Genomic DNA, 24700 nt, shown 5'->3' with positions numbered 1-24700 from the left:
GCGGTCGTGGCGAAGGGGTTAACGCACCGGATTGTGGCTCCGGCACTCGTGGGTTCAAGTCCCATCGATCGCCCCATGCAATGGGAGTATAGCCAAGTGGTAAGGCACGGGTCTGCAAAACCTTCACCCCCGGTTCAAATCCGGGTACTCCCTCCAAACTGTGTCCCAGTAGCTCAGCAGGATAGAGCAACGGCCTTCTAAGCCGTCGGTCGGGAGTTCGAATCTCTCCTGGGACGCATCGTTATTATCAAAGGATGACAAACCTCCTAAGGACGATAAATGTCCAAGGGAGGTTTTTTGATGTCTGCAAAAGAGCATATCGACCGAACATATATAATAGAAGAAACACGACCTCCTCTCGATTTCTAAAACGAAAGAGAGGAGGCTTTTCGCAAGCCATCAAATAAATGGATTCGAGTAATAGAGACCGTGTAGATAGCGCTTCTCTGCTTTTTCCATGGCCACCTCTTTCACGGCCTCCAGCGAGACTTTCATCTGCTCCCAATACTCAGGCGTAGCATCGCTTAAATCAACGGTCTGCGGATCACCAAGCAGGTTTCGTATTAGCTGCCAGTCATCGGGGTGCTCGTATTCCTTCATTCCACCTCCGATTAAGCGAATATCATGTAACAGTAGTTTAATATCCTCAGGAATCATCGATTTTCCCTCTCAGATCAGAATATTTTTGTGGCGGGAACGCCCATGAGACTTTGCTTCCACTGGTAATAATTTGTCTAATTTCATCAAAAATATGTAAGAAAACGTAAAATCTTGGAGTCGGTCAAAAGGGCGAATGTGACGAATCCATGTTATTCTTGTGGAACAAATCTTCCACAATTAGCAGAGGATTCGACACCGATTAACACTATTTTACAAATTTAGTAGAAAAGGAGATTTTTTGCGTAAGAGTAAAAAGTTATGACGGAAAAATGGGTAATTCGATGTCTGAAAGTCGTATTGACTTCATATAGTGGATTGTGTATACTCAATTCCGTGATTAAAGTCAACCAGGAATAGAACAAAATTTTTTGATAATTGATCGGCCTAAGTGGTATTAGCAGATTGCTTTGCAGCTAACCACGGCATGAAGCGCTGTGTACGATCACGTCTTGCTGACCGCACCCTATCAAATTTTCGTCAGGAATAAATCACTTCGGATATTCGATCCATTAATCAAATCGAGCCTTTTTTTGCCAAGGGCTTTTTTTACTTTCGGAAACCTACTGAGATATAGGATGAAAGTATAAGAAAAACGAAGGCTTTCGCTGTTGGACGTGGTGATAAGCCAAATTTTCTAATCTGCTCGCTGTCAAGAGATGTCGAATAGAAAGAGAAAAAGGTGGGAAAGGTGATAGCAGTGCCTTATTTTTTTCCCACTTTTGGGTCATTGCAAAATGAATCACATTTGATGTAAACTCCCAATTGAGAGAAAAAGAATAGAGAAATTTTGGAAAAACACTACCCAAATCAGAACTGACCCAATTCTGGTTTAGGTCGAGGAGAAGAACCCATGAGTGTAATTAGAGAGATCATTGAGGGATTATTCATCGGATTTACTTCAACGGTAGGTGTCATCAGCACGTACCAAACCCTGGTTTCTTGTGCAGGGCTGTTCCGCAAAAATGAAACTGTTACAACTGAACCACAAAAGACTTTTGCTGTACTGATTGCTGCACACAACGAAAGTGCTGTCATCGCACCCTTGATTGAGAACCTGAAAAAGCTGGACTATCCGCGTGAAATGTACGACATCTTTGTCATCTGTGACAACTGTACAGATAACACCGCAGAGATTAGCCGGCAACACGGAGCGTATGCTTGTGAGCGTTTTGATACGTCCAAGCGTGGTAAAGGCTTCGGGATTGAATGGATGTTGGAAAACCTCTGGGCAAGACCTAAGCAATACGATGCTGTAGTGATGTTTGATGCCGACAATCTCGTGGAGAAGAACTTCTTGCGTGTGATGAACGATCGTCTCTGTAAAGGGGCGAAAGTAATCCAAGGCTATCTGGATTCCAAGAACCCGTTTGATTCCTGGATTACGCTTTCGTATGCAGTTACGTACTGGTTTACCAACCGTATGTGGCAGCTGGCACGTCACAACCTGGGACTGCCGAACACCTTGGGAGGAACAGGACTGTGCATTGAAAGCAACCTGCTGAAAGAGATGGGCTGGGGAGCAACCAGTCTGACTGAGGATTTGGAGTTTGCTACTCGTTGTATTGCACGAGGTATTTACCCAACCTGGGCACATGATACCAAAGTTTGGGATGAAAAGCCGATTGACCTGAAATCTTCCATGCGCCAACGCTTGCGCTGGATGCAGGGTCACTATGACGTGGCGGGCAGATACATCGGCACCGTTTTGAAAAACGGACTCAAATCTAGAAGGCTCGGAATGCTGGACGCAGCGTTTTACTTGTTCCAACCGATGTACGTCTTGATGGTTACCATGATGTCCCTGCTGTTTTTGGGCCGCTTCTTCGATATCGCTGCATTGACTCCAGCCGCAACCATTTTGCCAAGCTGGCTCGTATATGGTTCAACAGCAGTGTTTTATCTACTGCCATTCCTGGCGCTGTATCTGGAAAGGGTGCCGCTTAAAGGCTATCTAGGACTGCTGCTACTGCCGTTCTTTTTCCTAACCTGGCTCCCGATTATGTTTTACGCGTTTTTCACCAAGAAAAATCAGGTGTGGAGTCATACCTCCCACACCCGCGCGATTCGTATCGAGGAGATCCAGCAATAACAATTGCGAGCAAAACCACAGGGTAACTGAAACCTGTGGTTTTCCTGTTATTCAAAGTGGCAAGAATGGCGTTTCTTTTGGTATAATGACGTGATTAAGGAATCGGACCATGTCTCGCCGGATCGAGGCATCCGTTCATGGCTACGCAAAAGAGAGTACAGACGTAGCTGTGCCATGAGGAGGAAAACAGCAATGAAGGTAGCACAAAATAATTGCCCTAGCGAAACCCCATTGATGTGGGGAGACAAGCGATATCATACATGGAACTATCATCTTCGAGGGACCTTTCACGAAAAGATTTTTAAGGTGCCATTGGATGGGGGCTTCAGCTGCCCGAACCGGGATGGAAAAGTAGCAACGGGAGGCTGCACCTTTTGCAGTGCGAGAGGCTCTGGCGACTTTGCAGGTGACCGTCGGATGGATCTGGAACGGCAATTTCACGACGTCAAGAATCGCATGCATGAGAAATGGCCACAAGCCAAATACCTCGGCTTTTTCCAGGCGTATACAAACACGTATGCTCCGGTAGAAGAGCTTCGTGAGATGTATGAGGTTATTTTGAAGCAAGACGGAGTAGTCGGTCTTTCCATCGCGACACGTCCTGACTGCCTGCCAGATGACGTGGTAGAGTATCTTGCAGAATTGAATGAGCGCACGTATCTGTGGGTTGAGCTGGGTCTGCAAACGGTTCATGAGCACACAGCGACACTGATTAACCGTGCACACGACTACCAGTGCTATGTAGACGCTGTAGAGAAGCTGCGCAAGCACAACATTCGGGTTTGCTCGCATATCATCTACGGATTGCCAGGCGAATCTCATGAGGAAATGATGGAGACGGCCAATGCTGTTGCGCATCTAGATGTCCAGGGGATCAAAATTCACTTGCTGCATCTACTGCGCAAGACACCGATGGTGAAGCAGTATGAAGCAGGGCTGCTGGATTTTCTTTCACAAGAAGAATACACCAAGCTGGTTGTCGATACGCTGGAGATTCTTCCTCCCGAAATGATCGTTCATCGGATTACAGGAGATGGACCACCAGATTTACTGATCGGCCCGATGTGGAGCCGTAAGAAATGGGAAGTGCTGAACGGTATCGATGCCGAGCTGAAAAACCGGAGCAGCTGGCAAGGGAAATTTTTTGTGCCAAAAGGATAAATCGTTGATTATGCAAGCAAAAGAGGAGCCGCCACATGGAGGCTCCTCTTTTTTTAGTTATAGCGATTCAATGCCCGAAGCACTTTTTTTGCCCGACCAGGATAATTCGTAATGACACCGTCTACACCTAATTCGAGCGCTTCTTGAATGTGACGGCTACTGTTGAGATCCCAGCCCAGGACTGTTAATCCATGCTGATGTGATTGCTTTATCACACTCGATCTGAGCTGATCATGGGGGATGTGAAGCTGGTCAGCCTGGTAACGAGCAGCTACCTCCCATGGCTTTGCGATTGGCCCTACATATAAAAGCCCTGTAGTTTGTACGGGATCTAATTCCTTTATGCGTAACAGACTATCAAAATTAAAAGAGGAAATAATCGTTCTCTCTGTCAACTGAAAACGGCGGATTTGCTCGATGACCAATTCCTCCAGATGAGGCTGGCTGACTAAGAAATTTTTCATTTCAATTATAAAGCGCAAGGATGTACCAGCAAATGCTTGAAACACTTCCCGCAGGGTAGGAATTCGCGCTTTTGAAGATCGAGAGTGCGAATCCTTGTCTGCTCGAAACTGGCGCAGCTCCTGCAGGGTATGACGGCGGACCAAACCAGAGCCTGTCGTCGTACGATCTAACTGATGATCGTGAATAACAACCAGCTTGTTATCTTGGCTCAATTGCACATCCAGCTCGATTCCATCAGCACGCCGCCTGACTGCTGCGTGAAAGGCTTCCATCGTGTTTTCCGGAAAGAGGCCGGAAGCGCCGCGATGGGCATAGATAAGTGGGAGCACGTGGGCTTCCTCCCTTCAAAGACATCTGCTCCTCTTACATGCATATGTAGAAAGCCCCTCGATACAACCTTTCTTGAGGGGCAGCAGAAGAAACCTATCCAAGTGCAGTAAGAACAATCACCAACAGGACGAACAGCACCAATACGAGTGCGAAATCGTTGTTTCTGCCGCAGCTCACTCAAACCCCCTCCTTCCCAGATGGAGCAACTCCCTTCATCCTATGAGCGAATAGGGAAAATGGCGCTCGTCGAATGCCCATCCTGACTCCTTTTGTGCATGACATACGCCTTTTTATACAGATTGGCAGATGACGGGCTAATGTAATTTGCTACAATGAAAGGAGTAATGAAGCAGAGGAGGAAGCCTCATGATGGTAAATGAAAAGGAGATGCTCGAAACAGGGGATCTGGTGATCGATCAGCAAAATAGACGCGTCAAGCTACATCGGTATGAACATACGAAAATTGCGGAATGGAATAAGCGATTGCACGAGCTGGCAATCGAGTCGGATGCAACCAAATTGATTGTCTATGGAAGAAAAGAAGATATTCCAACCTGGCAAGACGAGGGATATACGCTGGAAGGAACCATCGACGGGTTTTTTCACGGTCAGACCGCTCATATGCTCACACGTTACTTAACCGAAGAGAGATCGACCTCGGTTGCACCTGAGCTGGCGGAGGAAATACTCGCACTGAGCCTCGCAAAAGCGGGCAAAGCCGAAGGAAAAGTACTGCCCGATGGCTATTTTTTGCGGGAAGCAACAGAAGCGGATGCAGAAGAGCTGGCGAGTCTGTATGCGCTCGTATTTGCGACGTATCCAACGCCGATGGACGATCCAAAGTATATTCGTAAAACGATGCAGGAGGGTACGGTCTATTTCGTGGTCGAGTATGACGGGGCTATCGCATGTGCGGCTTCAGCAGAAGTTACGGAACGGATGGGGTCGGCTGAGATGACGGATTGCGCCACTCATCCCAACCATGGGGGAAAAGGCCTCCTCCAGCCGTTGTTCATTGCGTTGGAGCACAGGATGGAGGAAGCCGGTATCTACTATTTGTACACATTGACACGGGCACAATCGGCCGGGATGAACGTCACTGCTGCAAAAATGGGTTATGAATACCGAGGGCGGCTGATTAATAACTGCACGATTTTTTCCGGATATGAGGACATGAATATATGGGTGAAGCCGCTTCGCCCGATTCAAGAGTAAAAGCTACTCGATAGAGGGATACAGCTGCTGCTGAAGACGCCGCGCCATCAAGGCAAGCTGAAGCTGCCAACGTTGATGGGCGTCCTCCAGGCGGTAGCCTGTCTTTTCTTCGATTTGAGTCAGCCGGTATTTCAAGGTATGACGGTGAATATACAGAGTCTGAGAAGTTTGCAGGCCATTGCCGTTTTGGCGCAGATAGACATCAAGTGTTTCGAGCAATTGCTGATTGTATTTGGAATCGTAACGGATCAACGGATCGAGCAAAGGCTGCCAGAGAGTCAGCATTCTATCCTCGCTTTCCCGATAGGGGAAAAGAAACTGATAGCCTTGCATGTCTCGGTAGTGCAGGAGCTCGGGAGACTTCGCCAATAACGGATAGGCTTGCAAGGCAAACATCGCTTCTTCAGCAGCATGAACCACATCGCACAGCTGCCTACAGGGATTGCTGATGGCTACATGCAGGCCGTAGGATGGATGCAAGGCTTCCCAGCGTGAAGTAAGCTGTGCGAGCAGGGATATGCTTGTCTGATCGTCAGGCAAAACGAACAGGAGACAGTGCGGCCGCTCACGCAGAAGGTAAGAGCGCTTGTGGCGGTCACAGAGACGCCTCATCAGTGTAATGACATTTTGGTGAAGGTCTCCGTTGCCAGAGAGATTCGTTCCCTGTGCATGGACAGCGACCACCAGATGTCCACCCGCCACTGGGTATCCCAGCATGCGACAGCGACTCTCTAGCTCGGACGCACTCATCGGCTTGCCATTTAACAATTCCTCTACGAGATCGCCCTTCAAGCGCCATTCCGTAGCGGAGACAGCACGTTCCTTTACATACTCCAGAGCACATAAAGTGGCTGCATGCTGCAGGGCCACGTCATCTAGCTCCTCCCACGCAGGCTTGGGCTTCACCAAGGTCAGTGTTCCAAAGTGCTCACGGCTTGCGCGAATCGGAACAGAGTGGGCACTTTCTGTGGCATGATCTTCGGCTGCATCGCCCAAACAGCCTTGCTGTGTTACCTCGAAGCCAAGAGCATCGACGAGCGTTACTGCACCTCCAGTAAGTGTAGCCAGTTCTCCTGCGATTGCTGGCAAGCCCCCTTTTGATAAAGCAGCGTCAATCATTTTATTATGGATTGCCTGCGAATAAGCGAGCGTCTCAAACTGTCTGTTCACGATCGGCTGCAAAATAGCTTTAGTGATGGTCGAGAAGTTGATTTCTGTCGGTATCTCAATTAACGGCAGCTGATGACGATTCGCCATCTCAATAAACGCTTCCGGTATTTCCCGTAAATAAAAGCCTGTATGAATCGCGACACCGCTCAGCTTTTGCTTGGCCAAGGAAGGTATAAACGAAGAGAGTCTCATTGGATTGCCAGCTAGACCAAACCCAGTCGTAATCAAAAATTCGCCTTCTTGCAGGCGCCCCGTATCCTCAAGCACTTCCACAATTGTCACCCAGCGTATGGGATTATCCAGACCGCCAGCGCCAGCGATCAGCCTCGTTTGAACCATATCTGGTAGTTGCAATGCTTCACGAATGGTTATCGTCATGAGGAGTACCTCCAAAATCTCAGAGTTCTTTATACAAAATGTACAAAAGATTTTGTCTCTTCGCCATGTTTTTTTGCCAGCACGTCGGATGAGTCCGAAGCGATGGTCAGCTAGGATAGAGGTAGAGAGTCAGAGGATGTTCAAAAAGTGGAGGAATAAACCGCCTTTTGAACAGGACCTATTAATAAGGGTGGCGACGATAATGGAAAAAAGTTATGTAATCAAGCCTGAGCTCGGTAAGTCATATCCAGTAATCTCGCATGGCAAAGGGATCTATCTTTATGATAAAGAGGGAAATCGGTATATCGATGGATGCAGCGGTGCAGTAACGGCGAGCATCGGCCACGGCGTAGAAGAAATCGCCGAGGCGATGTACACGCAAGCCAAGGAAGTGTCCTTTGCTTACCGTTCTCATTTTAGCAGCGATGCTGTAGAACAGCTCGGAGCCAAGCTGGCTCAGTGGGCACCTGGCTCTTTGAATTGGACCTTTTTTGTAAGCAGTGGCTCCGAGGCAACAGAGACCGCTCAAAAAATTGCAATCCAATATTGGCAGGAAAAAGGCAAGCCAACGAAAAACCGGATCATTTCTCGCTGGATGAGCTATCACGGTATCACCATGGGAGCACTCTCCATGTCGGGACACGTTTTACGCCGGAAACGCTTCGTGCCACTTCTGGAGGACTATCCTGCCATTACTGGTCCGTACCCGTATCGACGCCCAGAGGGTATGTCCTTGGAGGAGTACGCGCTGTCGTGCGCCAACGAGCTCGAGACAGCCATCCTGCGCGTCGGAGCAGACCACGTAGCAGCCTTTATCGCGGAGCCTGTCATCGGGGCTACAGCGGGCGCAGTCGTGCCGCCAGACGGCTACTTCCAGCGCATTCGTGAGATTTGCGACAAATATCAAGTATTGTTCATTGCAGACGAGGTTATGACTGGCGTAGGACGTACAGGAAAAGCATTCGGTGTAGACCACTGGGGAGTAGTGCCTGATCTGATGACCCTCGGAAAAGGAATGAGTGCGGGCTATACCCCGATGGCCGCTACGATGGTATCTGACGAAATCATCGACACGATCACCAAAGGCAGCGGTCTGATAATGGCTGGTCACACCTACAGTGCGAATCCGCAATCCGCAGCAATCTCTCTTGCTGTCCTGAATTACGTGGAAAAAAATCAGTTGGTTGAAAAAGCAGCAGAACAAGGTGCTTACCTGCTCTCTCGTTTGCAGGAGCTGGCTGATGAGCTTCCACTAATCGGGGATGCACGTGGTCTCGGTATGCTTTGCGGTCTGGAGTTCGTAAAAAACAAACAAACCAAAGAACTGTTCGCGCTCTCCGAAGGTGTAGGAGCGAAGGTTATTGCGAAAGCATTTGAAAAAGGTCTGCTCATTTATCCGGCAATGGGTGGTATCGAAGGTGTAGCAGGTGACTCGGTCATTATCTCGCCTCCACTCACGATCACCAAAGAGCAAATCGATGAGTTGATCGGATTGTTGAAAGAAGCGATTCAAGCAGTGCAGCAAGAGCTGCAAGACAAGGCACTGATCGGATAGTCAGGAACGGGAGGAACCAATAATGACCAATCGTTTTGAAAAAGTCGTTTCGCTAGAAGAAGCGCTTTCTCACTTTCGGGATGGAATGACGCTTTTGGCAGGTGGGTTCGGGGGAATCGGTAATCCCCCGACTCTGGTCCAGGGCATTCTGGATAAAGGAATTCGTGATCTTACCTTGATTAGCAATGATACGGCTTTTCCTCATATCGGCATCGGAAAGCTCGTGACAGAGAAGCGCGTCAAAAAAGTGATCGCTTCACACATCGGCTCCAATCCGAACGCAGGGGCCCAAATGACGGCGGGAGAGCTCGAGGTAGAGTTCTGCCCGCAGGGAATACTTGCAGAGCGTGTACGGGCTGGTGGAGTCGGTCTGGGAGGGATTCTCTCCGATGTAGGTATTGGCACGATCGCAGAAAAAGGGAAGCAAAAGCTCGTTGTCGATGGCAAGGAATACTTGCTGGAAACGCCGCTTACAGCTGAGGTATCGATTGTCCATGCGAAAAAAGCGGATCGTTTTGGCAATCTGGTATTTGACACGAGTGCACGCAATTTCAATCCGTTGGTAGCGATGGCGGGAGATATCACGATCGTGGAAGCGGATGAAATCGTTGAAATCGGCGAGCTTCACCCGGAAGAGATCGTAACCCCGGGCGTTTTCGTCAACTATATTGTCCAAAGTGAAGGGGTGAACTGGCAATGGGCGTGGGAGAAGTAAAGGAGACGGAAAGCTATCGTGAACGAATTGCTCGCCGTGCCGCTATGGAAGTAGAGGACGGAATGATCATCAACCTGGGGATTGGTATCCCAACCTTGGTTGCAGACTTTATCCCTTCGGATAAACGGGTGATGTTTCACGCAGAGAATGGTATTCTAGGAACAGGTCCCAGCCCGGCAAAAGGGGAAGAGAACGCCATGCTTTGCAATGCAGGCGGGTTTCCCGTTACGCTGGCGACCGGCGCTTCGTTTTTTGACAGCGCTACCGCCTTTGCCATTATCCGTCGTGGGTTGCTCGATATGACGATTCTGGGTGTACTGGAAGTGAGTCAAGCTGGCGATATCGCCAACTGGATCGTGCCTGGCAAGCGTGTGCCTGGCATGGGTGGAGCGATGGAGCTGGCACAAAAGGCAAAAAAAGTAATGGTGGTAACGACTCATCTCGATAAAAATGGACGCTCCAAAATTGTTCGTGAGTGCTCATTGCCACTCACAGCTGCCAAAGCAGCAGATTGGATCATTACGGATATGGCGGTCATGGAGGTAAAGTCAGACGGTCTGTATTTGCGCGAGGTCATGTATCCGTATTCGGTAGCCGATGTGATTGGCGCGACGGAAGCAGAGCTAAAAACAGAAGGCGAAGTCGGAGTATTCCGCTAAATCATAACAAGTGATCGGGGGATGAAAATGGCAAACTGGCAAGCGCTCATTCACGAGCAATTGGAAAAGGATCGCAAAGAGGCCACAGCGCTATTACAGGAGTGGGTTCAAAGTCCAAGTGTGCAAGGAGAGGAGCGTTCCATACAGGAGAGCATCGCAAGCCGTCTTGCTGAAATGGGGCTGGCAGTTGATCTGTGGGTAATGGAAGGCGAAGAGCTGCTGGCTCATCCCTATTTTGTATCGCCTCGTACCGTATTTGACGTCAGTCCAAATGTGGTCGGCGTGTGGAAAGGCCAAGGCGGGGGCCGCTCGATTATTTTGAATGGTCATGTGGATGTCGTGCCTGCCGGCGATCAGGGTCAGTGGAGTGACGACCCGTTCAGTGGGAAAATCGAGGAAGGGAAGCTGTATGGACGCGGGGCTACCGATATGAAGGGTGGCAATCTGTCTTCTCTGCTCGCTATTCAAGTGCTGCAAAAGCTTGGTGTTCAATTGAAAGGCGACGTCATTTTCCAAAGCGTGGTCGAAGAGGAGAGTGGCGGTGCAGGTACGCTCGCAACCATTTTGCGTGGCTACAAAGCAGATGCCGCTCTGATCCCCGAGCCGACTAATATGAAAATCTTTCCGAAGCAGCAAGGCTCCATGTGGTTCCGTTTGACTGTAAAAGGTCGTTCGGCTCATGGCGGAACACGCTATGAAGGCGTCAGTGCGATTGAAAAAAGCTTGCTGGTCGTGCAGGCTATAGGCAAGCTGGAAAAAGAGCGGAACGATCGACTCGATGATCCTCTTTACGAAAAGCTGCCGATCCCGATCCCAATCAACATCGGTGTGATCGAAGGGGGAAAATGGCCTTCTTCAGTAGCTGACCTCGTCAAGCTGGAGGGACGTATGGGTGTGGCGCCAGGAGAGCAGATGGAGGACGCCAAGGCAGAAATGGCAGCAGCATTGAAGCAGCTGGCACAAATTGATCCTTGGTTTGCTGAGCAGCCTGTAGAGCTGGAATGGTATGGTGCACGTTGGGTTCCTGGAGCGGTCGATGAGGATCACCCTCTTATGGGAATTTTGCATAACCAGTTCTCGGCAGTTACGGGCAGTCGTGCGGTTGTAGAAGCGTCTCCTTGGGGTACCGACGGAGGGCTGTTAACAGCATTGGCAGATACACCAGCCATTGTAGTAGGACCAGGGGTTACACAAGTAGCACATTATCCGAATGAATATATCGAACTGGACGATGTGTTTCGCTGTGCAGAAATTTTTGCGCTCACCTTGGTAGAATGGTGCGGTGTTGCTGAAGAAAATAAATAAGGAATAGCTGTCGGTAGTTCAAAAGTACCGGTGTGAAAACGGCATCAATCGACAGCAATCATATTAACCGACCTTCGTCATGTTTTGTCGATGAGGGTCGGTTTCTTTTTGGAGATGGTCGACAGAAAATACCAAGGAAGGCATGGGTGAGCTGGAGAATGTCTTGGGGATTAGTAATATCTTATTTCGCCCATGGATGGAGGAGTTGGCTATGAAAAAAGCATGCTATATCGGAGGAGAATGGGTAAGCACTGCTGAGTATGCACCACTTTACTCTCCCTATAGCGGCCAAGAAATTGCCCAGATTCCCCAAGCAGATCCCCATACTGTAAAAAAAGCGATTGCTGCTGCAGAAGGAGCCGCCACAATTATGCGCAGGCTGCCTGCTTATCAAAGGGCCTCGCTGCTGGAGAAGATATCGATCCAGATGAATGAGAGGCTGGAGGAAGCGGCTAGAATCATTGCTATCGAAGCTGGCAAACCGATCAAGACAGCACGAGGAGAGGTCATTCGTACGATCCAGACCTATAAATTTGCTGCTGAAGAAGCAAAGAGGCTGCATGGAGAAACGGTTCCCCTGGATGCTGCCATTGGCGGAGAGGGACGTATTGCATACACCGTCCGCGAGCCGCTTGGCGTGATCGGCGCTATCACTCCGTTTCATTTTCCGATGAATCTGGTTGCCCATAAGGTAGGACCTGCCCTGGCTGCCGGGAATACGGTCGTGCTAAAGCCAGCATCACAAACACCACTGAGTGCTTTTTTTCTCGCGGAACTGGCAGAGCAGGCAGGTGTTCCTGCTGGTGCTCTGAATGTGGTGACGGGCAGTGGAGCCATTGTCGGCGATCAGTTAGTTACAGACCATAGCGTGCGTGCGTTGACTTTCACTGGTAGTCCTGACGTTGGGATCGCGATACGGAATCGAGCTGGATTGAAAAGAGTTACACTCGAGCTTGGGTCAAACTCGGCCGTGATTGTCGACCGTGACGTACAGCTCGGAGAAATTATCCCACGCTGTATCTTTGGTGCCTTTGCCTACTCAGGTCAGGTGTGCATTTCTGTGCAGCGCATCTACGTGGTAAAAGAGCTATATGCGGAATTTGTTCGCAGGTTCGTTGCCGAGACACTGACGCTGCGCGGGGGAGACTCCCTTTCCGAGGAAGCCGACTACTCAGCGATGATCCATCCAGAAGAAACAAAGCGTGTCTTGGGGTGGATCGAGGAGGCAAGGCAGCTAGGAGCACGAGTCGAGTGCGGGGGGCAGGTTGCAGGGCTTATGCTACTGCCAACGGTGCTGACAGGAGTGCCCGCAAATGCACAGGTTTCCTGCCAGGAGGTATTTGGTCCAGTCGTCATAATTAATCCGATTGACTCAGTTTATGAAGGGATCAAGCTTGTGAATGACTCTAGATACGGCTTGCAGGCTGGAGTCTATACCAATAACCTGGGTTTGGCTCTCTATGCGGCAGACGAGTTGCAGGTAGGCGGAGTGCTGATTAATGACATTCCAACCTTCCGGGTAGACCATATGCCGTATGGTGGTGTAAAAGAGAGTGGGATAGGCAGAGAAGGTGTCAAGTACGCCATAGAAGAAATGACGGAGCTGAAGCTGGTGATCGTCAAACGATGAGGAAAGAAAAAGAGTAGAAACCTCTTGCAAATAATAGGAGACCTATGCTATAGTAACTATTGTTGATTAAAACGCGGAGGGATACCGAAGTGGTCATAACGGGGCGGTCTTGAAAACCGTTAGAGTGCAAGCTCACGCGGGTTCGAATCCTGCTCCCTCCGCCATACTTCTACTTTTTTACTACTGATAAAAGAACTTATCAACCTCTCGCGCGTAACGAGGGGTTGTTTTTATTTATTCAAAGACCATGATCAGAACAACCACAACCAGCAGAATTAAATAAATTTTTGAAAACAGACGGTCAGGGAGATGCTGGGCGATATGGGTACCAAGCGGAACACCGATAAATCCCCCCAGAACAATGCCTAGAAAGGCGGGCATGTAGACGAATCCTAAGCACCACTCGGGAAGGCCGGGTTGCTGTAGTCCAGTTGCGATTGATGTAGCAGCCCCAACTATTGCAATCGGAAGACTTAATGGGTTTGCCAACGAAACGGCATGAAGCATGGCAAGTCCACGTTTTCGTAAAAAGGGAACAGTGATTACACTGCCACCAACACCTAACATGGTGGCGAGAAAACCTATTCCAAGGCCAAGCGATGACGTTTTGAATGGAGTGGGCAACGTGAACTTCAAACCATCAACGTCTAGAAATGATTTTTTTCGAATGGACATGACGATTGTATAAACTACCAGCAGTATGAACAGATAGCGCAAAATATTTCCTTGGATAAAAGGTGCTGATAGTCCGCCCAGGAGAGCACCGACAGCTATGGCTGGCGCAAGTCGGAAGAAAATGGACCAAATAACATGTTGTTTTCGATGATGTGATATCGTTGAATTGATCGAATTTGCAATCATGATGGCAAGCGATGTTCCAATTGCCACATGCATGATAAAAGCTTGTGGAACACCAAAGCCTGGCAAGAGCAAATACATAACAGGGATTAATACAAACCCCCCACCAAATCCAAACAAGCTTGAAAGAACACCGGTTAAGATGCCAATTGCTAAAAATCCAATGAATAATAACATGAGCTGCCTCCTGACAAATTCAATCGTTTGATTTTGTTGCAACACGTCCTCTAAAGTAAAGTATAATAACATTATTGACATAAATAAAATTGTTGTTATTGATGCTATCCATAAATGGGGGTAATGTCATTGTGGAAGATGCACCGTTAGAGTTATATCGTGTTTTTTATACGTGCGCAAAAGAGGGGAGTCTGACAAAAGCAGCAGAGAAATTACATGTGACACAACCCGCAATCAGTCATTCTATTAAGCAATTGGAAAAAAGCATGGGGGGAGCACTCTTTTCGCGAGTTCCCAAGGGTGTTATCTTGACACGGGAGGGAGCCGTGCTGCTGGAGTACATCGAACAAGCTTTTCACTACATTGCTTTAGGAGAAAAAAAGGTGGCAGAAATGCGGCGACTGCTCGCAGGAGAAGTGCGAATCGGGGCGGGTGATACCCTTTGTAAATACATCCTGCTCCCCTCACTAGAATCATTTCATGATGACCATCCTGCTATCAAAATAAAAGTGACGAATCGAACTACGCCCGAAAGTATAGCATTGTTGAAAGATGGCACAATAGATTTTGCCCTGGCTAATTTACCTTTGACCGATCCCCAGCTTGAAGTGAAAAAAGTATTTGAAGTCCACGATTGCTTTTTCGCTGGACCACGTTTCGAACATGTGAGGGATCGAAGGCTCTCACTAGACGAATTACTTTCTCTTCCGCTTATTCTACTTGAAGAAGGTAGCAACTCCAGACAATACCTGAATCAGTTTATGCAGCAAAAAGGATACATCCTTGAACCAGAAATTGAGCTTGGAAGTTTAGACTTGTTAGTCGAATTTGCCAGAATTGGACTTGGGGTTTCTTGTCTTACACGCGAATTTGTTGATCTGGAAGGTTCCACATTGTTTGAAATTGATTTAGCAGAACGGATACCACCGCGTGAGATCGGCATCGTCAAATTGAAGAATGTTCCTTTATCCGAAGCAGCGAGCGCGTTCGTACATTCTTTTTTCTTTTAAGGGAATGAATGAGCAGGGAAAGCAACCCTCAGCGCGAAAAACATGTAAGCCGGTCCTTCGGGGCTGGCTTTTTATTTTCCACTAGCAATTTGTTCGCTTGTGTTGTGCTATAATGATTACAAAATATTAACAAAATATAGTGATTTTAGGGATTTGGAAAAGGAGTACTTATGGATTTACTTTGTCACCTAAAAAAATTTTAGGAGAGTGACTAGTTTGACTCACCTCATCAAGCGTTTCTCGATATTCGTTTTACTGTTGGCATGTTTCTTCAGCTATGCACCTGCTATCTATGCGGACTCGGAAGTAGCTGATGAAGCAAACACTTCGTTAACGCAGGAGAAAGAAGAAGGAGAGCTTACACGGTTACCAGAGGTGATCGATGATGAGGCTCCTATGACTCTTACTTTTAGCAAAGAACAGTATGCACCGGGCGAGACTGTTGAATTTACAGCAGAAGTGGAAAGGCGAGGAACATACATGGTGGCAGTACGCAATTAATGGTTGATTATGAGAAAACGCCATTGCGATACTCGATGAGAAGTACAAATCAATCATTTATCGTAAAAGGGAAAATTACTGCACCCGAGACGGATGGGACGATATCCATTGTTTTTTCTTTAAGGATGCAAGATAAAACAGGATTCATTTGGACTGGCTATAAATCAACAAGACTGAAAATTTCTTCTGTAAAGTCACTCTCATTAAGTCCGTCCAAAGCGACGGTAAAGGTAGGGGAGGAGGTTCTTTTAGTAGGAAAGCACTCGAGGGGACTAGATGCTGAGACAGGGTGGAATGTGGACGGATCGGTATACTTTAAGTTGATCAAAAACGTTGTACGTTTAGATAGTGATGATGAGTACAGCAGGGAAGTGACTTCATTTATTCCAGGAAAACCTGGGGTGTATACTGTATATTATGGCATCGATTATAAATTGCAGGATGGCACTCCGCAGCATGAATACCTTTCTGCAACGATTACTGTAGAGTAAAGAGGAGCATCGCACAAAAGCCTGCTTTTGCAGAGCCAAACAGCGTTCGAATCCGTTTTTTTCCTCAAAATCCAGTAGAACCAATGTCGATGCAACAGTCAATTTGATATATGCTGTACCTAGGGACTCGGAATTTTCTTGGGGGCCTGCGGTAGCTTCAATAATGCAGAGGGAGCTGCCGTTTTTTTTAACTCAAAATATCAGAAAATACACATTATATAGATAATTGCTGGTATAATGACGATAAATGTTTTCTGAGGGAGGCATGCATATGATCGAATCAAATCGTGTCAGGAGAAATACACTTGGTGACATATTGCGAAGGAGCCACGGACGCTTTCCTGACAAGGTCGCCTTGCAGTTTGAGGAAGAAGCTCTTACATACAAGCAATTCGATCATATGGTGAATCAGACAGCGAATGTATTGCTGACAAAAGGTCTGCAAAAAGGCGAGCGAATGGCGGTGCTGTCACGAAATTCTATGGATTTTGCCATTCTGAACTTCGCTTCTGCCAAAGCTGGAATCATTCTCGTTCCCATAAACTTCATGCTGAATACAGAGGATGTCGCATATATTTTAGCACACTCAGAGGTAAATGCATGCTTCGTATCGCCAGAGTTCAAAGCAGTCGCCCAAGCGGCAATCGAGCAGGCGGCAGTCTCGCCACGGCTGTTGTCGCTTATCTCCAGACCGGCTGCCTCTGACGGAGAGTGGCATGTATTTAGAGAGATGATCACTGAAGCAGATGCACAGGAGCCGGAGGTTGATCTGACAGACGATGACGTTGCTCAGATTCTATACACGAGTGGAACAGAATCGAAGCCAAAAGGCGTCATGCTCACACATAAAAGCATTATCTCCGAATACGTGAGCACGATCATCGAAGGAAACATGACGTCAGAGGATGTAGCCATACATGCACTTCCACTGTTCCATAGCGCACAGCTGCACTGCTTCCTTGGGCCGTACATATATCTGGGGGGCAGCGGGATTATTTTGGAGCAGGCAACTCCTGATTTGATGCTGCAGACAGTGGAGACCTACAAGGCTACGCAGCTGTTTTGTCCGCCGACTGTCTGGATTGCACTGCTTCGTTCACCTGCATTTTCCTCACGTAATTTGACCTCGCTCAAAAAATGCTACTATGGTGCTGCAATCATGCCAGTTGAAATTTTGAAGGAGCTCAACCAGCGCTTGCCGAATGCACAATTCTACAACTTCTATGGTCAGACAGAGGTGGCTCCTCTCGCTACAGTCTTGAAGCCAAACGAGCAGCTCCGTAAAGCTGGCTCCGCTGGAAAGCCAGCTCTCAACGTCGAAACAAAAATCGTCGATGATGAAGGCCAGGAAGTTCCACGCGGGTCTATCGGGGAGATCGTCCATCGCACGAGTCACGCCATGCTGGGTTATTTTCGTGATGAAGAAAAAACGCGGGCGGCATTTAACGGTGGGTGGTTTCACAGCGGCGATTTGGGGATTATGGACGAAGAGGGCTTTATTACGGTAGTCGACCGAAAAAAAGACATGATCAAATCCGGGGGAGAAAATGTAGCGAGCAGAGAAGTCGAGGAATTGATCTATCAGCATCCAAAAGTATCTGAGGTAGCGGTTATCGGTATCCCGCATCCTTATTGGATTGAAGCAGTAACGGCTGTTGTGGTGCCAAAAGCAAATGAAGCTGTGACCGTTGAAGAGCTGCTTGACTTTTGCAGAGAGCGCCTGTCCTCGTTCAAGGCACCTAAATATGTGGTAATTGCAGAAAACCTGCCGCGAAACCCTAGTGGAAAAATATTGAAAAGAGAACTTCGTTTGCGATATGAGGTGCTTGCCACACAATCATGATGCGTGAAAGAAGTCGTAAAAGCTCCTAAAAAAGCAGCCCGCTCGTACGGTCAAAACGACCTACGAGCGGGCTTTGGTTTTTAGGTTTACTTAACAGTAGAAATCGTCGGGTGCTCAGAGGTAATGATTTCAAATCGATACCCTTTTCCTTTCAGGAAGGAGATGACCTCAGGCAGAGCTTGGGCTGTAGCTGCCTTGGTGCTTGAGTCATGCATGAGGATGACGATTTCCTTTTGAGACTTCACTTGCTGTTTGATATTGGCAAGTGCTCCTGCGGCTGTATAGTGGCTGCTCCGAGCATCGCCATTGGTTACATTCCAGTCAATGAAGATGTATCCGCGTTTGTTAGATTCGGCTTTGATCGAACTCATCACGGTTTGTTGCTTGTTATACAGTTTTTGATCCTGATATTTCAGACTGACTGTATTGGTGCTGCCACCAGGATAACGGAAGACAGTAGGTTTTATACCCGTGGCTTTTTCGATCAATTGATTTCCTTTTTCCAAATCAGCGAAAAAAGCATCCCTGCTCTTGTACAGTACTCGGTAATCATGGGAGTACGTATGACCGCCGACTGCATGACCCTCACTGATTGCCCGTTTGAGGATTGCTTCATTTCCAGATACATGACTTCCAACGATAAAGAACGTAGCCTTTACTTCATTTTTCTTTAGTATATCCAAAACCAGTGGGGTGATTGGGGACGGACCATCATCAAAGGTCAGGTAAGCCACTTTGTCGTTAGGATTTGTCACTGGCGCTGGCTTTTGTACGGGCGCAGGCGGATTGACCGGTGGTTGAACCGCTGTGCCGTTTGTTCCTGTTGTGCTAGGTAGCGGTGGTTTCGTTACCGGCGGTTTTCCTGTACCCGTAGTTCCAGTTGAAGGCGCTGTAGGTTTCTCTGTTACAGGAGCTGTTGGAACAACTAGTTTGCTATGGATGACGGACGTAGGATGGAATGGCTCCTCCCCATAAATCAGATAAGCCTTGCGTAATTCTTTAAATTGCTTGAGTTGTTCTGCATAAGAAGCTTCCACCTCTTGGGGGGTACGACCTTGCTCTAAATACTGACCAATTTTGTTTGTGCCCATGACTTTGTCAAACAAGACCATTTCTTTATCTGTACTTTTCGGAACGGGAAAATGATTCAGCGCTCTGGCATACGTCAAAGCATAGATGCCCGTTTTTGCTGGATTAAACAATCGTGGCTCATTGATTTGCAGGCGAACACCACCCAAGGATTCCTTGTTCTCTGGCAAGAATACGACACCGGGCAGCAAGCTGCCGTTTAGCAAATCAGCGTACTTGACAGAATCGATACCTTCTCCGCCAATCCATGTAAAATTATCAGCCTGCTTGATTCCCGTGCTTTCTCCCAAGCCGGTAGCCATGTAGCCAAAGACGGAGGTAAGATCCGGGATGTGGGGAGAGCTTTGGACCCACGTCAAGCCAGTATCGTGGAAAATCATACTGCGCGTATATCCGTACATCGGTATGACAGTAAGGTCGACTCCAATGTTCCGATTAAAAAACAACGCCAACTCGCCAATCGTCATTCCGTGTGCCAGCGGAATCGTGTCTACTCCGATAAAGGAGCGGTAGGGTGCTTCGAGTACCGGCCCATCCACGATCGTACCCCCGACAGGATTCGGGCGATCGAGAACGATGATTTTTTTATTCTGCTGCTCTGCTGCTGTCATTGTATACTGCAAGGTAGAGATGTAGGTGTATGTACGTGAACCGACATCCTGCAAATCTATAAGAAGAATATCCACGTCTGCGAGCATTTCTTTCGTAGGCATCCGTGTCGAACCGAACAAACCGTAGACCGGGATACCATATACAGGATGAACATAGCTCGTTACCTGTTTTTCTGCTGGGGTTTTACCATCCAATCCATACTCGGGAGCGAACAGTGCAGCAAGCTTGACAGTCCGATCTCTACGCAACATGTCGATTGTGCTCATACCTTGACTGTTGACGCCAGTCTGGTTCGTTACGAGCCCCACTTTTTTGCCTTCAATCTGTTGATGGAATTGATCAAAGAGAATATCACTTCCTAATTGAATGGCAGCGGTGTTGGCGGAACTCCCACCTTGAGGAATCATACTTAAAATAAGTGCCAGGATAAGAAAAGGAATTAATTTCTTCATGTTTCTCCGCCTCTTTCAAATGTCGTTGCATGTCTATTGTAACGGTTTTTTGAAGGAATATGGTTTCATTTTTGTAACTATTTGAAATTAGTTCGAAAGGTAGGGGTTTTAAGTATTACTTGCGCTTGTTATGGCGGCATTTTATTAAAATTTAGGGCGTAGATTCCTTGAGTAAGAACACCTCTTGCACATCAAAATAAATGCAAGGAGGTGATCTTGTGAAACGAATCGGATTAGGGATATCTGTATCCGTATTAGTAGCCGCCATGCTTACCGGCTGTTCACCCAACAAGGAGCAGGGTACGGAGGATATGAGCGGGAATCAAGCCAAGTTCGAAGCTTACGGAATTAATTTCCAAAACGATAATGCAGGACGAGATAAAGGGCCAGCAGCCATGATCAGCCAAAAAATGGTTCACAAACGAGAGCCCCATCTCGTTGGAATTTTGGAACGTCATGCTGAGAAAATCCAAGGCGTTGTAGACATCAAAGTACTTGCTTATAAAGATTCACTGCTAGTGGGAGTATTGCCGATTGATACACCCAAAGTAGATGAGGTTAATCCGAGGCCGTCGATTCCGTATACCCCTGGGAAAATTATCCGTGTAGACAATGGACACACCGATAACCTGCAAAAACGTGTGGTGGACAGAATGCGCACCAGGCTGCAAACGGAATCACGCTTTAATACGATGTACGTCTCTACAAACCGTGCGATCTATGATAAAATTGCGGACCTTCACTCGCGGATTGTGCGAGGCGAGCAGGTGAGCAATGAAGAATTCCAAGTGCTGATCAACGATATCGGTTATACAGTAAAAGGCGTTAACCTTGTTGATTAATACGCATCCACCTGGATACCCGGGTGGGTTTTTTGTGTGCAGGAAAATAAACAGAAATGGGGAAATAGTCAAAAGAGAGTAGAGGAGAACGGCAAGGAGTGCAAGTCATGAAATCATCTCATGTTTCCATTTCTCAAATTACACCGCCGAGGCAAAAGCCTTATGTATTACGAAGACCGGCCCTTGCGAAGAAGCTGCGCTTATTACATCACGCTCCGCTGTGCCTGGTTCACGCAGCAACAGGCTACGGAAAGACAACTGCCCTAGCGACCTTCTTGTACGATGCGGGTCTGGAAGCCAGCTGGTATTTTATCCGGGCAAAAGATAAAGGACTTCCACAATTTTTGCAGGGTCTGGTAGAAAGCGTACGGAGGCTTCATCCGCTTTTCGGTCAAGTCATATTGGATCGGGTCGCTGCATCAGGTGAGGCTAATGAAGAAGAGAATCCGTTGGACTGGATGAGCATGGTGGAGTTATTCATTAGAGAGTGTTTGCTTATTCAAAAGGAACAGCTGCTATTGGTGGATGATTATCACCATATCGCCAAAGGCAGCGAAGTTGATTGTTTTGTTCAAAAATTAGCGGGGCAACTGCCACCACAAATTAAACTGATTCTGCTATCGCGCGTTCGCCCAGACTGGCCAGAGCTGGAAGTATGGTCAGTTCGGGGGGAATGTGTAGAGCTGACAGCAGAAGACCTCACATTTACGCGGGAAGAGTGTGAAGCCCTCTTTTTGGATCAATATGATGTCACCTTGACACCAAATGAGTGGGAGCGAATCGAGCAGGTTTCTGCAGGGTGGATCACTGCATTGCGTTCTTTTGGGGAACGAATCATGCGGGGGATGTCTGTATCTGACAGCTTGCGTGATTTATCATCTGTGCTGCATTTACTGGAAGCAGATGTATGGCTCGGACTGGATGAACTGATGAAGCAGTTTTTAGTCGAGGCTGCCGTTCTCGAAACTTTTGTCAGAGAGGATTGTCAGCAGGTTCTCGGGGACCGCGGCACTGAACTGCTTGCCGTTGCACAGCGTAGCAACTTGTTTCTGACAATAAACAGCATGGGTGTGTATTCGTTTCATCCCCTGTTTCAACGGCTTCTGTCCAGTAAGCTTGCCGGGCAGAAAGATACGTATATCCGAGTCAACATGGAAGCAGCCATTTGGCATCGCCGCAGGGGAGAAGAGGACAAGGCTTTTGAGCGTTTGCGACTGATCGAGCAATGGGAGGTACTCGCAGAGTGGCTATATCAGGCAGCAGAACGGCTGTTGACGGCGGGGAGACTGGACTTTTTGTATCATTGGGTAACCATTTTGCCGGACACAGTCAAAGAGAAAGAGTATTGGCTTTGGTTCTACCAGGGGGAAGTGGAACGATATCGCTGTATTTATTTCAAAGCGTTTGGATCATACGAGCATTTTCTTGCACTTTGTGAACAAAAGCGGGATCAAATCGGACAATGCCGTGGGCTTGAGGGGATGGCAAGAGTTCATTTGGACAGCGTGCAGGGCGTTCGTGCAGAGGAATTGTTGAAGCGGGCGATTCAGTTGCTGCCGCCGATTGAACAGTCAAGCGAAATGGCTCCTCGTCTCTACCGTTTGCTAGCCGAAATCTACACAAATCGTGGAGATGCCAAGCAAGCAGCTGAATGGTACCGACGGAGCCAAGAGCTCGAGCAGGAAACGGAAGTTGAGCTGGAATCGCGTCTGCTATTTCGAACAGGCCGTTTGCAGTCATCGATTCAGCTATTAGAAACGAAATGGCGTACAGAGGAGACGAAGCAGCCGCCTCTGACCAGATCGTACCGGGAAACCTCTCTGCTGCTTTCTTTTGTCTATGCCTTGAATGGTGAGTGGGAGCGTGGCATGCAGGCTGCAGAAACAGCAATACAGCTAGGGAGGGCAGCAGACTCGCCGTTTGTTGAGGCAAATGGGTATGTCCGAAAAGCACATGCAGCACTTATCAGCCAAGCATTACCCACTGAAGAAATTCGCAGGCTGTATGAAAAAGGTTTGCGGATCATGGAGGAACTACAGTCTACGCGCGGGAAGTCCGAGACATTAATGGGGCTGACACTGCTTTATGCACGCGAAAAATCATTGGAGCAAGCCCTTCAGTATGGACGGAGAGGGATAAAAGAGACGGAGGCTATGCGCGATGATTGGCTTGGCAGTCTCGTCAGACTCGCGATCGGGATTGCCTATGCCACCTATGGGAAAGAGGCGGAAGCACAAAGCACGATTGAGGATTGTGCAGAGCGGCTCAGTCATTGTGGGGACAGCTATAGCGTAGCGATTTGCCAGCTGTGGCTCAGCTATTTGGCGTATCGAAACAAGCAATGGGACGCGTTCGTACCTGCTGTGACGCAGGCAATGTCACTGATGCAGTCTGGCGAGTATCATTTTTTGCTGCAACGCCCGACGATGCTTACTCCCCAGGATGTTCAACAGCTGATGCCTGTACTTCTTGAGGCCGAGCGCAGGCAAGTATTTCCCGATTACGTTTCTCAGCTCTTAAATGATTTGGGTCTGCAAAATGTGACGTTTCATCCAGGGTACACGTTGCGCATACAAACGATGGGCAAATTTCGCGTCTGGCTGGGAGAGCGGGAGCTAAGTGAAAAAGCTTGGCAGAGAGGCACAGCCAAATTGTTGTTTCAATTGCTCTTGACCAAGCGGCAGCATTTGCTGGCACGTGAGGAAATCATGAACAGCCTGTGGCCCGAAGCGGACGAAGAGTCTGCCCTACGCGATTTTAAAGTGGCATTAAATGCCCTCAACAAGGCGCTTGAGCCTGACCGTGCTGCTCGAGCGGATACTTTTTTTATTCAGCGGCATGGCAGCTCGTATGGATTCAATCTGGCTTCCGGGTACCATATTGATGTGGAAGAGTTTGAAAAGCTGGTCACTCTTGGATTGTCTGAAGCAACGAACGAGCAGGCGGAGGTTCTGCTGGAAAAAGGGCTCAGCTACTATCAAGGCGATTACATGCCAGAGTGCCGCTACGAGGATTGGTGTGTCGAGGAGAGAGAACGACTGCAAGCCTTGTTTCTGCGCGGGGCAGAACGCTTGGCAAAAAGCAGGCTAGAGGGCAATCACGTGGAGAGCGCTATTCGCTGGTGCGAGGCCATTTTGAGTGTCGACGATTGCTGGGAAGAGGCGTATCGACTGTTGATGATTGCTTATTTTCAATTGAACAATCGGACACAAGCGATACGCTGGTATGATAAATGCGTCGCTAAATTAAAGGAGCAGCTTGGAGTACAGCCGATGCCTGCAACTCTAGATACGTATCGCCAAATCGTGGGAAGTTAAAAAGATCGCTCTTGCAGCGGTCTTTTATTTTTTCCCTTCGAATACCTGTTCAGCGGTTCAGGCAAAGGAAGTAAAGAATACTTGATCGTGGCTTTTGGTGGAGGAGAGGAAAGAGGAGAAAACGCTCCAGCTTCTTGGGATACTAGCTGGGAGTGTCCGAGCCCAGCTCCGAGGAA

General features: G+C 48.1%; 20 protein-coding genes and 4 tRNA genes. 18 read left to right on the top strand and 6 right to left on the bottom strand.

Going from position 1 to position 24700, the window contains the following annotated elements:
* From SB752_RS27000 to SB752_RS26990, 3 genes are all read left to right on the top strand, one after another.
* Window positions 1-76, top strand: a tRNA-His gene (locus SB752_RS27000).
* Window positions 77-82: 6 nt separating this feature from the next.
* Window positions 83-156 (top strand) — tRNA-Cys (locus SB752_RS26995).
* A 6-nt stretch (window positions 157-162) separates the two neighbouring features.
* Window positions 163-236 (top strand) — tRNA-Arg (locus tag SB752_RS26990).
* A 163-nt stretch (window positions 237-399) separates the two neighbouring features.
* On the opposite strand, the gene SB752_RS26985 is transcribed toward SB752_RS26990, so the two are convergent.
* Window positions 400-657 (bottom strand): hypothetical protein, encoded by a 258-nt coding sequence (locus SB752_RS26985; RefSeq protein ID WP_410718551.1) that lies wholly within the window; start codon window positions 655-657, stop codon window positions 400-402.
* An 853-nt stretch (window positions 658-1510) separates the two neighbouring features.
* Here SB752_RS26985 and SB752_RS26980 point away from each other — a divergent pair.
* Window positions 1511-2749, top strand: coding sequence for a glycosyltransferase family 2 protein (locus SB752_RS26980; protein ID WP_103108723.1), 1239 nt, complete (start codon window positions 1511-1513; stop codon window positions 2747-2749).
* Window positions 2750-2941: 192 nt separating this feature from the next.
* On the top strand, window positions 2942-3910 hold the full coding sequence (gene mnmL, locus SB752_RS26975) for a tRNA modification radical SAM protein MnmL/YtqA (RefSeq protein WP_410718550.1): 969 nt from the start codon (window positions 2942-2944) through the stop codon (window positions 3908-3910).
* A gap of 53 nt (window positions 3911-3963) precedes the next feature.
* Here the strand turns inward: mnmL and SB752_RS26970 are convergent, their stop codons facing one another.
* Window positions 3964-4704: a glycerophosphodiester phosphodiesterase gene (locus tag SB752_RS26970; RefSeq protein WP_410718549.1), complete on the bottom strand. Its 741-nt coding sequence runs from the start codon at window positions 4702-4704 to the stop codon at window positions 3964-3966.
* A 94-nt stretch (window positions 4705-4798) separates the two neighbouring features.
* The gene (locus tag SB752_RS26965; RefSeq protein ID WP_103108720.1) at window positions 4799-4882 is read right to left on the bottom strand and encodes a YjcZ family sporulation protein; all 84 of its coding nucleotides are present in this window, start codon (window positions 4880-4882) and stop codon (window positions 4799-4801) included.
* Window positions 4883-5074: 192 nt separating this feature from the next.
* Between SB752_RS26965 and ablB the strand changes: the two genes are divergently transcribed.
* Entirely contained in the window at window positions 5075-5920 is an 846-nt protein-coding gene (gene ablB / locus SB752_RS26960) for a putative beta-lysine N-acetyltransferase (protein WP_410718555.1), read from the top strand.
* Between the two features lie 3 nt (window positions 5921-5923).
* On the opposite strand, the gene SB752_RS26955 is transcribed toward ablB, so the two are convergent.
* Window positions 5924-7468 (bottom strand): PucR family transcriptional regulator, encoded by a 1545-nt coding sequence (locus SB752_RS26955; protein WP_410718548.1) that lies wholly within the window; start codon window positions 7466-7468, stop codon window positions 5924-5926.
* Window positions 7469-7670: 202 nt separating this feature from the next.
* On the opposite strand from SB752_RS26955, the gene SB752_RS26950 reads away from it, so the two are divergent.
* The 6 genes from SB752_RS26950 (at window position 7671) to SB752_RS26925 (ending at window position 13496) form a co-directional block, all read left to right on the top strand.
* The gene (locus SB752_RS26950) at window positions 7671-9023 is read left to right on the top strand and encodes an aspartate aminotransferase family protein (RefSeq protein WP_410718547.1); all 1353 of its coding nucleotides are present in this window, start codon (window positions 7671-7673) and stop codon (window positions 9021-9023) included.
* Window positions 9024-9045: 22 nt separating this feature from the next.
* Complete coding sequence (locus SB752_RS26945; RefSeq protein ID WP_103108717.1) at window positions 9046-9738, top strand: 3-oxoacid CoA-transferase subunit A; 693 nt, start codon at window positions 9046-9048, stop codon at window positions 9736-9738.
* Complete coding sequence (locus tag SB752_RS26940; RefSeq protein WP_410718546.1) at window positions 9720-10397, top strand: 3-oxoacid CoA-transferase subunit B; 678 nt, start codon at window positions 9720-9722, stop codon at window positions 10395-10397. The genes SB752_RS26945 and SB752_RS26940 overlap by 19 nt, the downstream gene beginning before the upstream one ends.
* A 27-nt stretch (window positions 10398-10424) precedes the next feature.
* On the top strand, window positions 10425-11702 hold the full coding sequence (locus SB752_RS26935; protein ID WP_410718545.1) for a peptidase: 1278 nt from the start codon (window positions 10425-10427) through the stop codon (window positions 11700-11702).
* A gap of 211 nt (window positions 11703-11913) precedes the next feature.
* On the top strand, window positions 11914-13332 hold the full coding sequence (locus SB752_RS26930) for an aldehyde dehydrogenase family protein (protein WP_410718544.1): 1419 nt from the start codon (window positions 11914-11916) through the stop codon (window positions 13330-13332).
* Window positions 13333-13407: 75 nt separating this feature from the next.
* Window positions 13408-13496, top strand: a tRNA-Ser gene (locus tag SB752_RS26925).
* 70 nt (window positions 13497-13566) lie between these two features.
* On the opposite strand, the gene SB752_RS26920 is transcribed toward SB752_RS26925, so the two are convergent.
* Window positions 13567-14367, bottom strand: coding sequence for a sulfite exporter TauE/SafE family protein (locus tag SB752_RS26920; protein WP_410718543.1), 801 nt, complete (start codon window positions 14365-14367; stop codon window positions 13567-13569).
* 131 nt (window positions 14368-14498) lie between these two features.
* Between SB752_RS26920 and SB752_RS26915 the strand changes: the two genes are divergently transcribed.
* The 4 genes from SB752_RS26915 to SB752_RS26900 all read left to right on the top strand — a co-directional run bounded on the left by SB752_RS26915 (window position 14499) and on the right by SB752_RS26900 (window position 18212).
* A complete protein-coding gene (locus SB752_RS26915; protein WP_410718542.1) occupies window positions 14499-15377 on the top strand; it encodes a LysR family transcriptional regulator in 879 nt (292 codons plus the stop codon).
* A gap of 216 nt (window positions 15378-15593) precedes the next feature.
* A complete protein-coding gene (locus SB752_RS26910) occupies window positions 15594-15878 on the top strand; it encodes a hypothetical protein (RefSeq protein WP_410718541.1) in 285 nt (94 codons plus the stop codon).
* Window positions 15878-16369, top strand: a complete 492-nt coding sequence (locus SB752_RS26905; protein ID WP_410718540.1) for a hypothetical protein — start codon at window positions 15878-15880, stop codon at window positions 16367-16369. The genes SB752_RS26910 and SB752_RS26905 overlap by 1 nt, the downstream gene beginning before the upstream one ends.
* Window positions 16370-16640: 271 nt before the next feature.
* Window positions 16641-18212, top strand: a complete 1572-nt coding sequence (locus tag SB752_RS26900) for an acyl-CoA synthetase (RefSeq protein WP_410718539.1) — start codon at window positions 16641-16643, stop codon at window positions 18210-18212.
* 86 nt (window positions 18213-18298) lie between these two features.
* On the opposite strand, the gene SB752_RS26895 is transcribed toward SB752_RS26900, so the two are convergent.
* On the bottom strand, window positions 18299-20365 hold the full coding sequence (locus SB752_RS26895) for an exo-beta-N-acetylmuramidase NamZ domain-containing protein (RefSeq protein ID WP_410718538.1): 2067 nt from the start codon (window positions 20363-20365) through the stop codon (window positions 18299-18301).
* A gap of 218 nt (window positions 20366-20583) precedes the next feature.
* Between SB752_RS26895 and SB752_RS26890 the strand changes: the two genes are divergently transcribed.
* Window positions 20584-21207, top strand: a complete 624-nt coding sequence (locus tag SB752_RS26890; protein WP_410718537.1) for a sporulation protein — start codon at window positions 20584-20586, stop codon at window positions 21205-21207.
* Between the two features lie 107 nt (window positions 21208-21314).
* Window positions 21315-24524, top strand: coding sequence for an AfsR/SARP family transcriptional regulator (locus SB752_RS26885; protein WP_410718536.1), 3210 nt, complete (start codon window positions 21315-21317; stop codon window positions 24522-24524).
* Window positions 24525-24700: the final 176 nt, after the last annotated feature.

Origin of the sequence: Brevibacillus sp. SIMBA_040 (genome assembly GCF_046535075.1) — a bacterium.
Taxonomy (GTDB): domain Bacteria; phylum Bacillota; class Bacilli; order Brevibacillales; family Brevibacillaceae; genus Brevibacillus.
The sequence above is the reverse complement of the archived record's forward strand: the minus strand, read 5'-3'. Positions and strand labels throughout refer to the sequence as shown.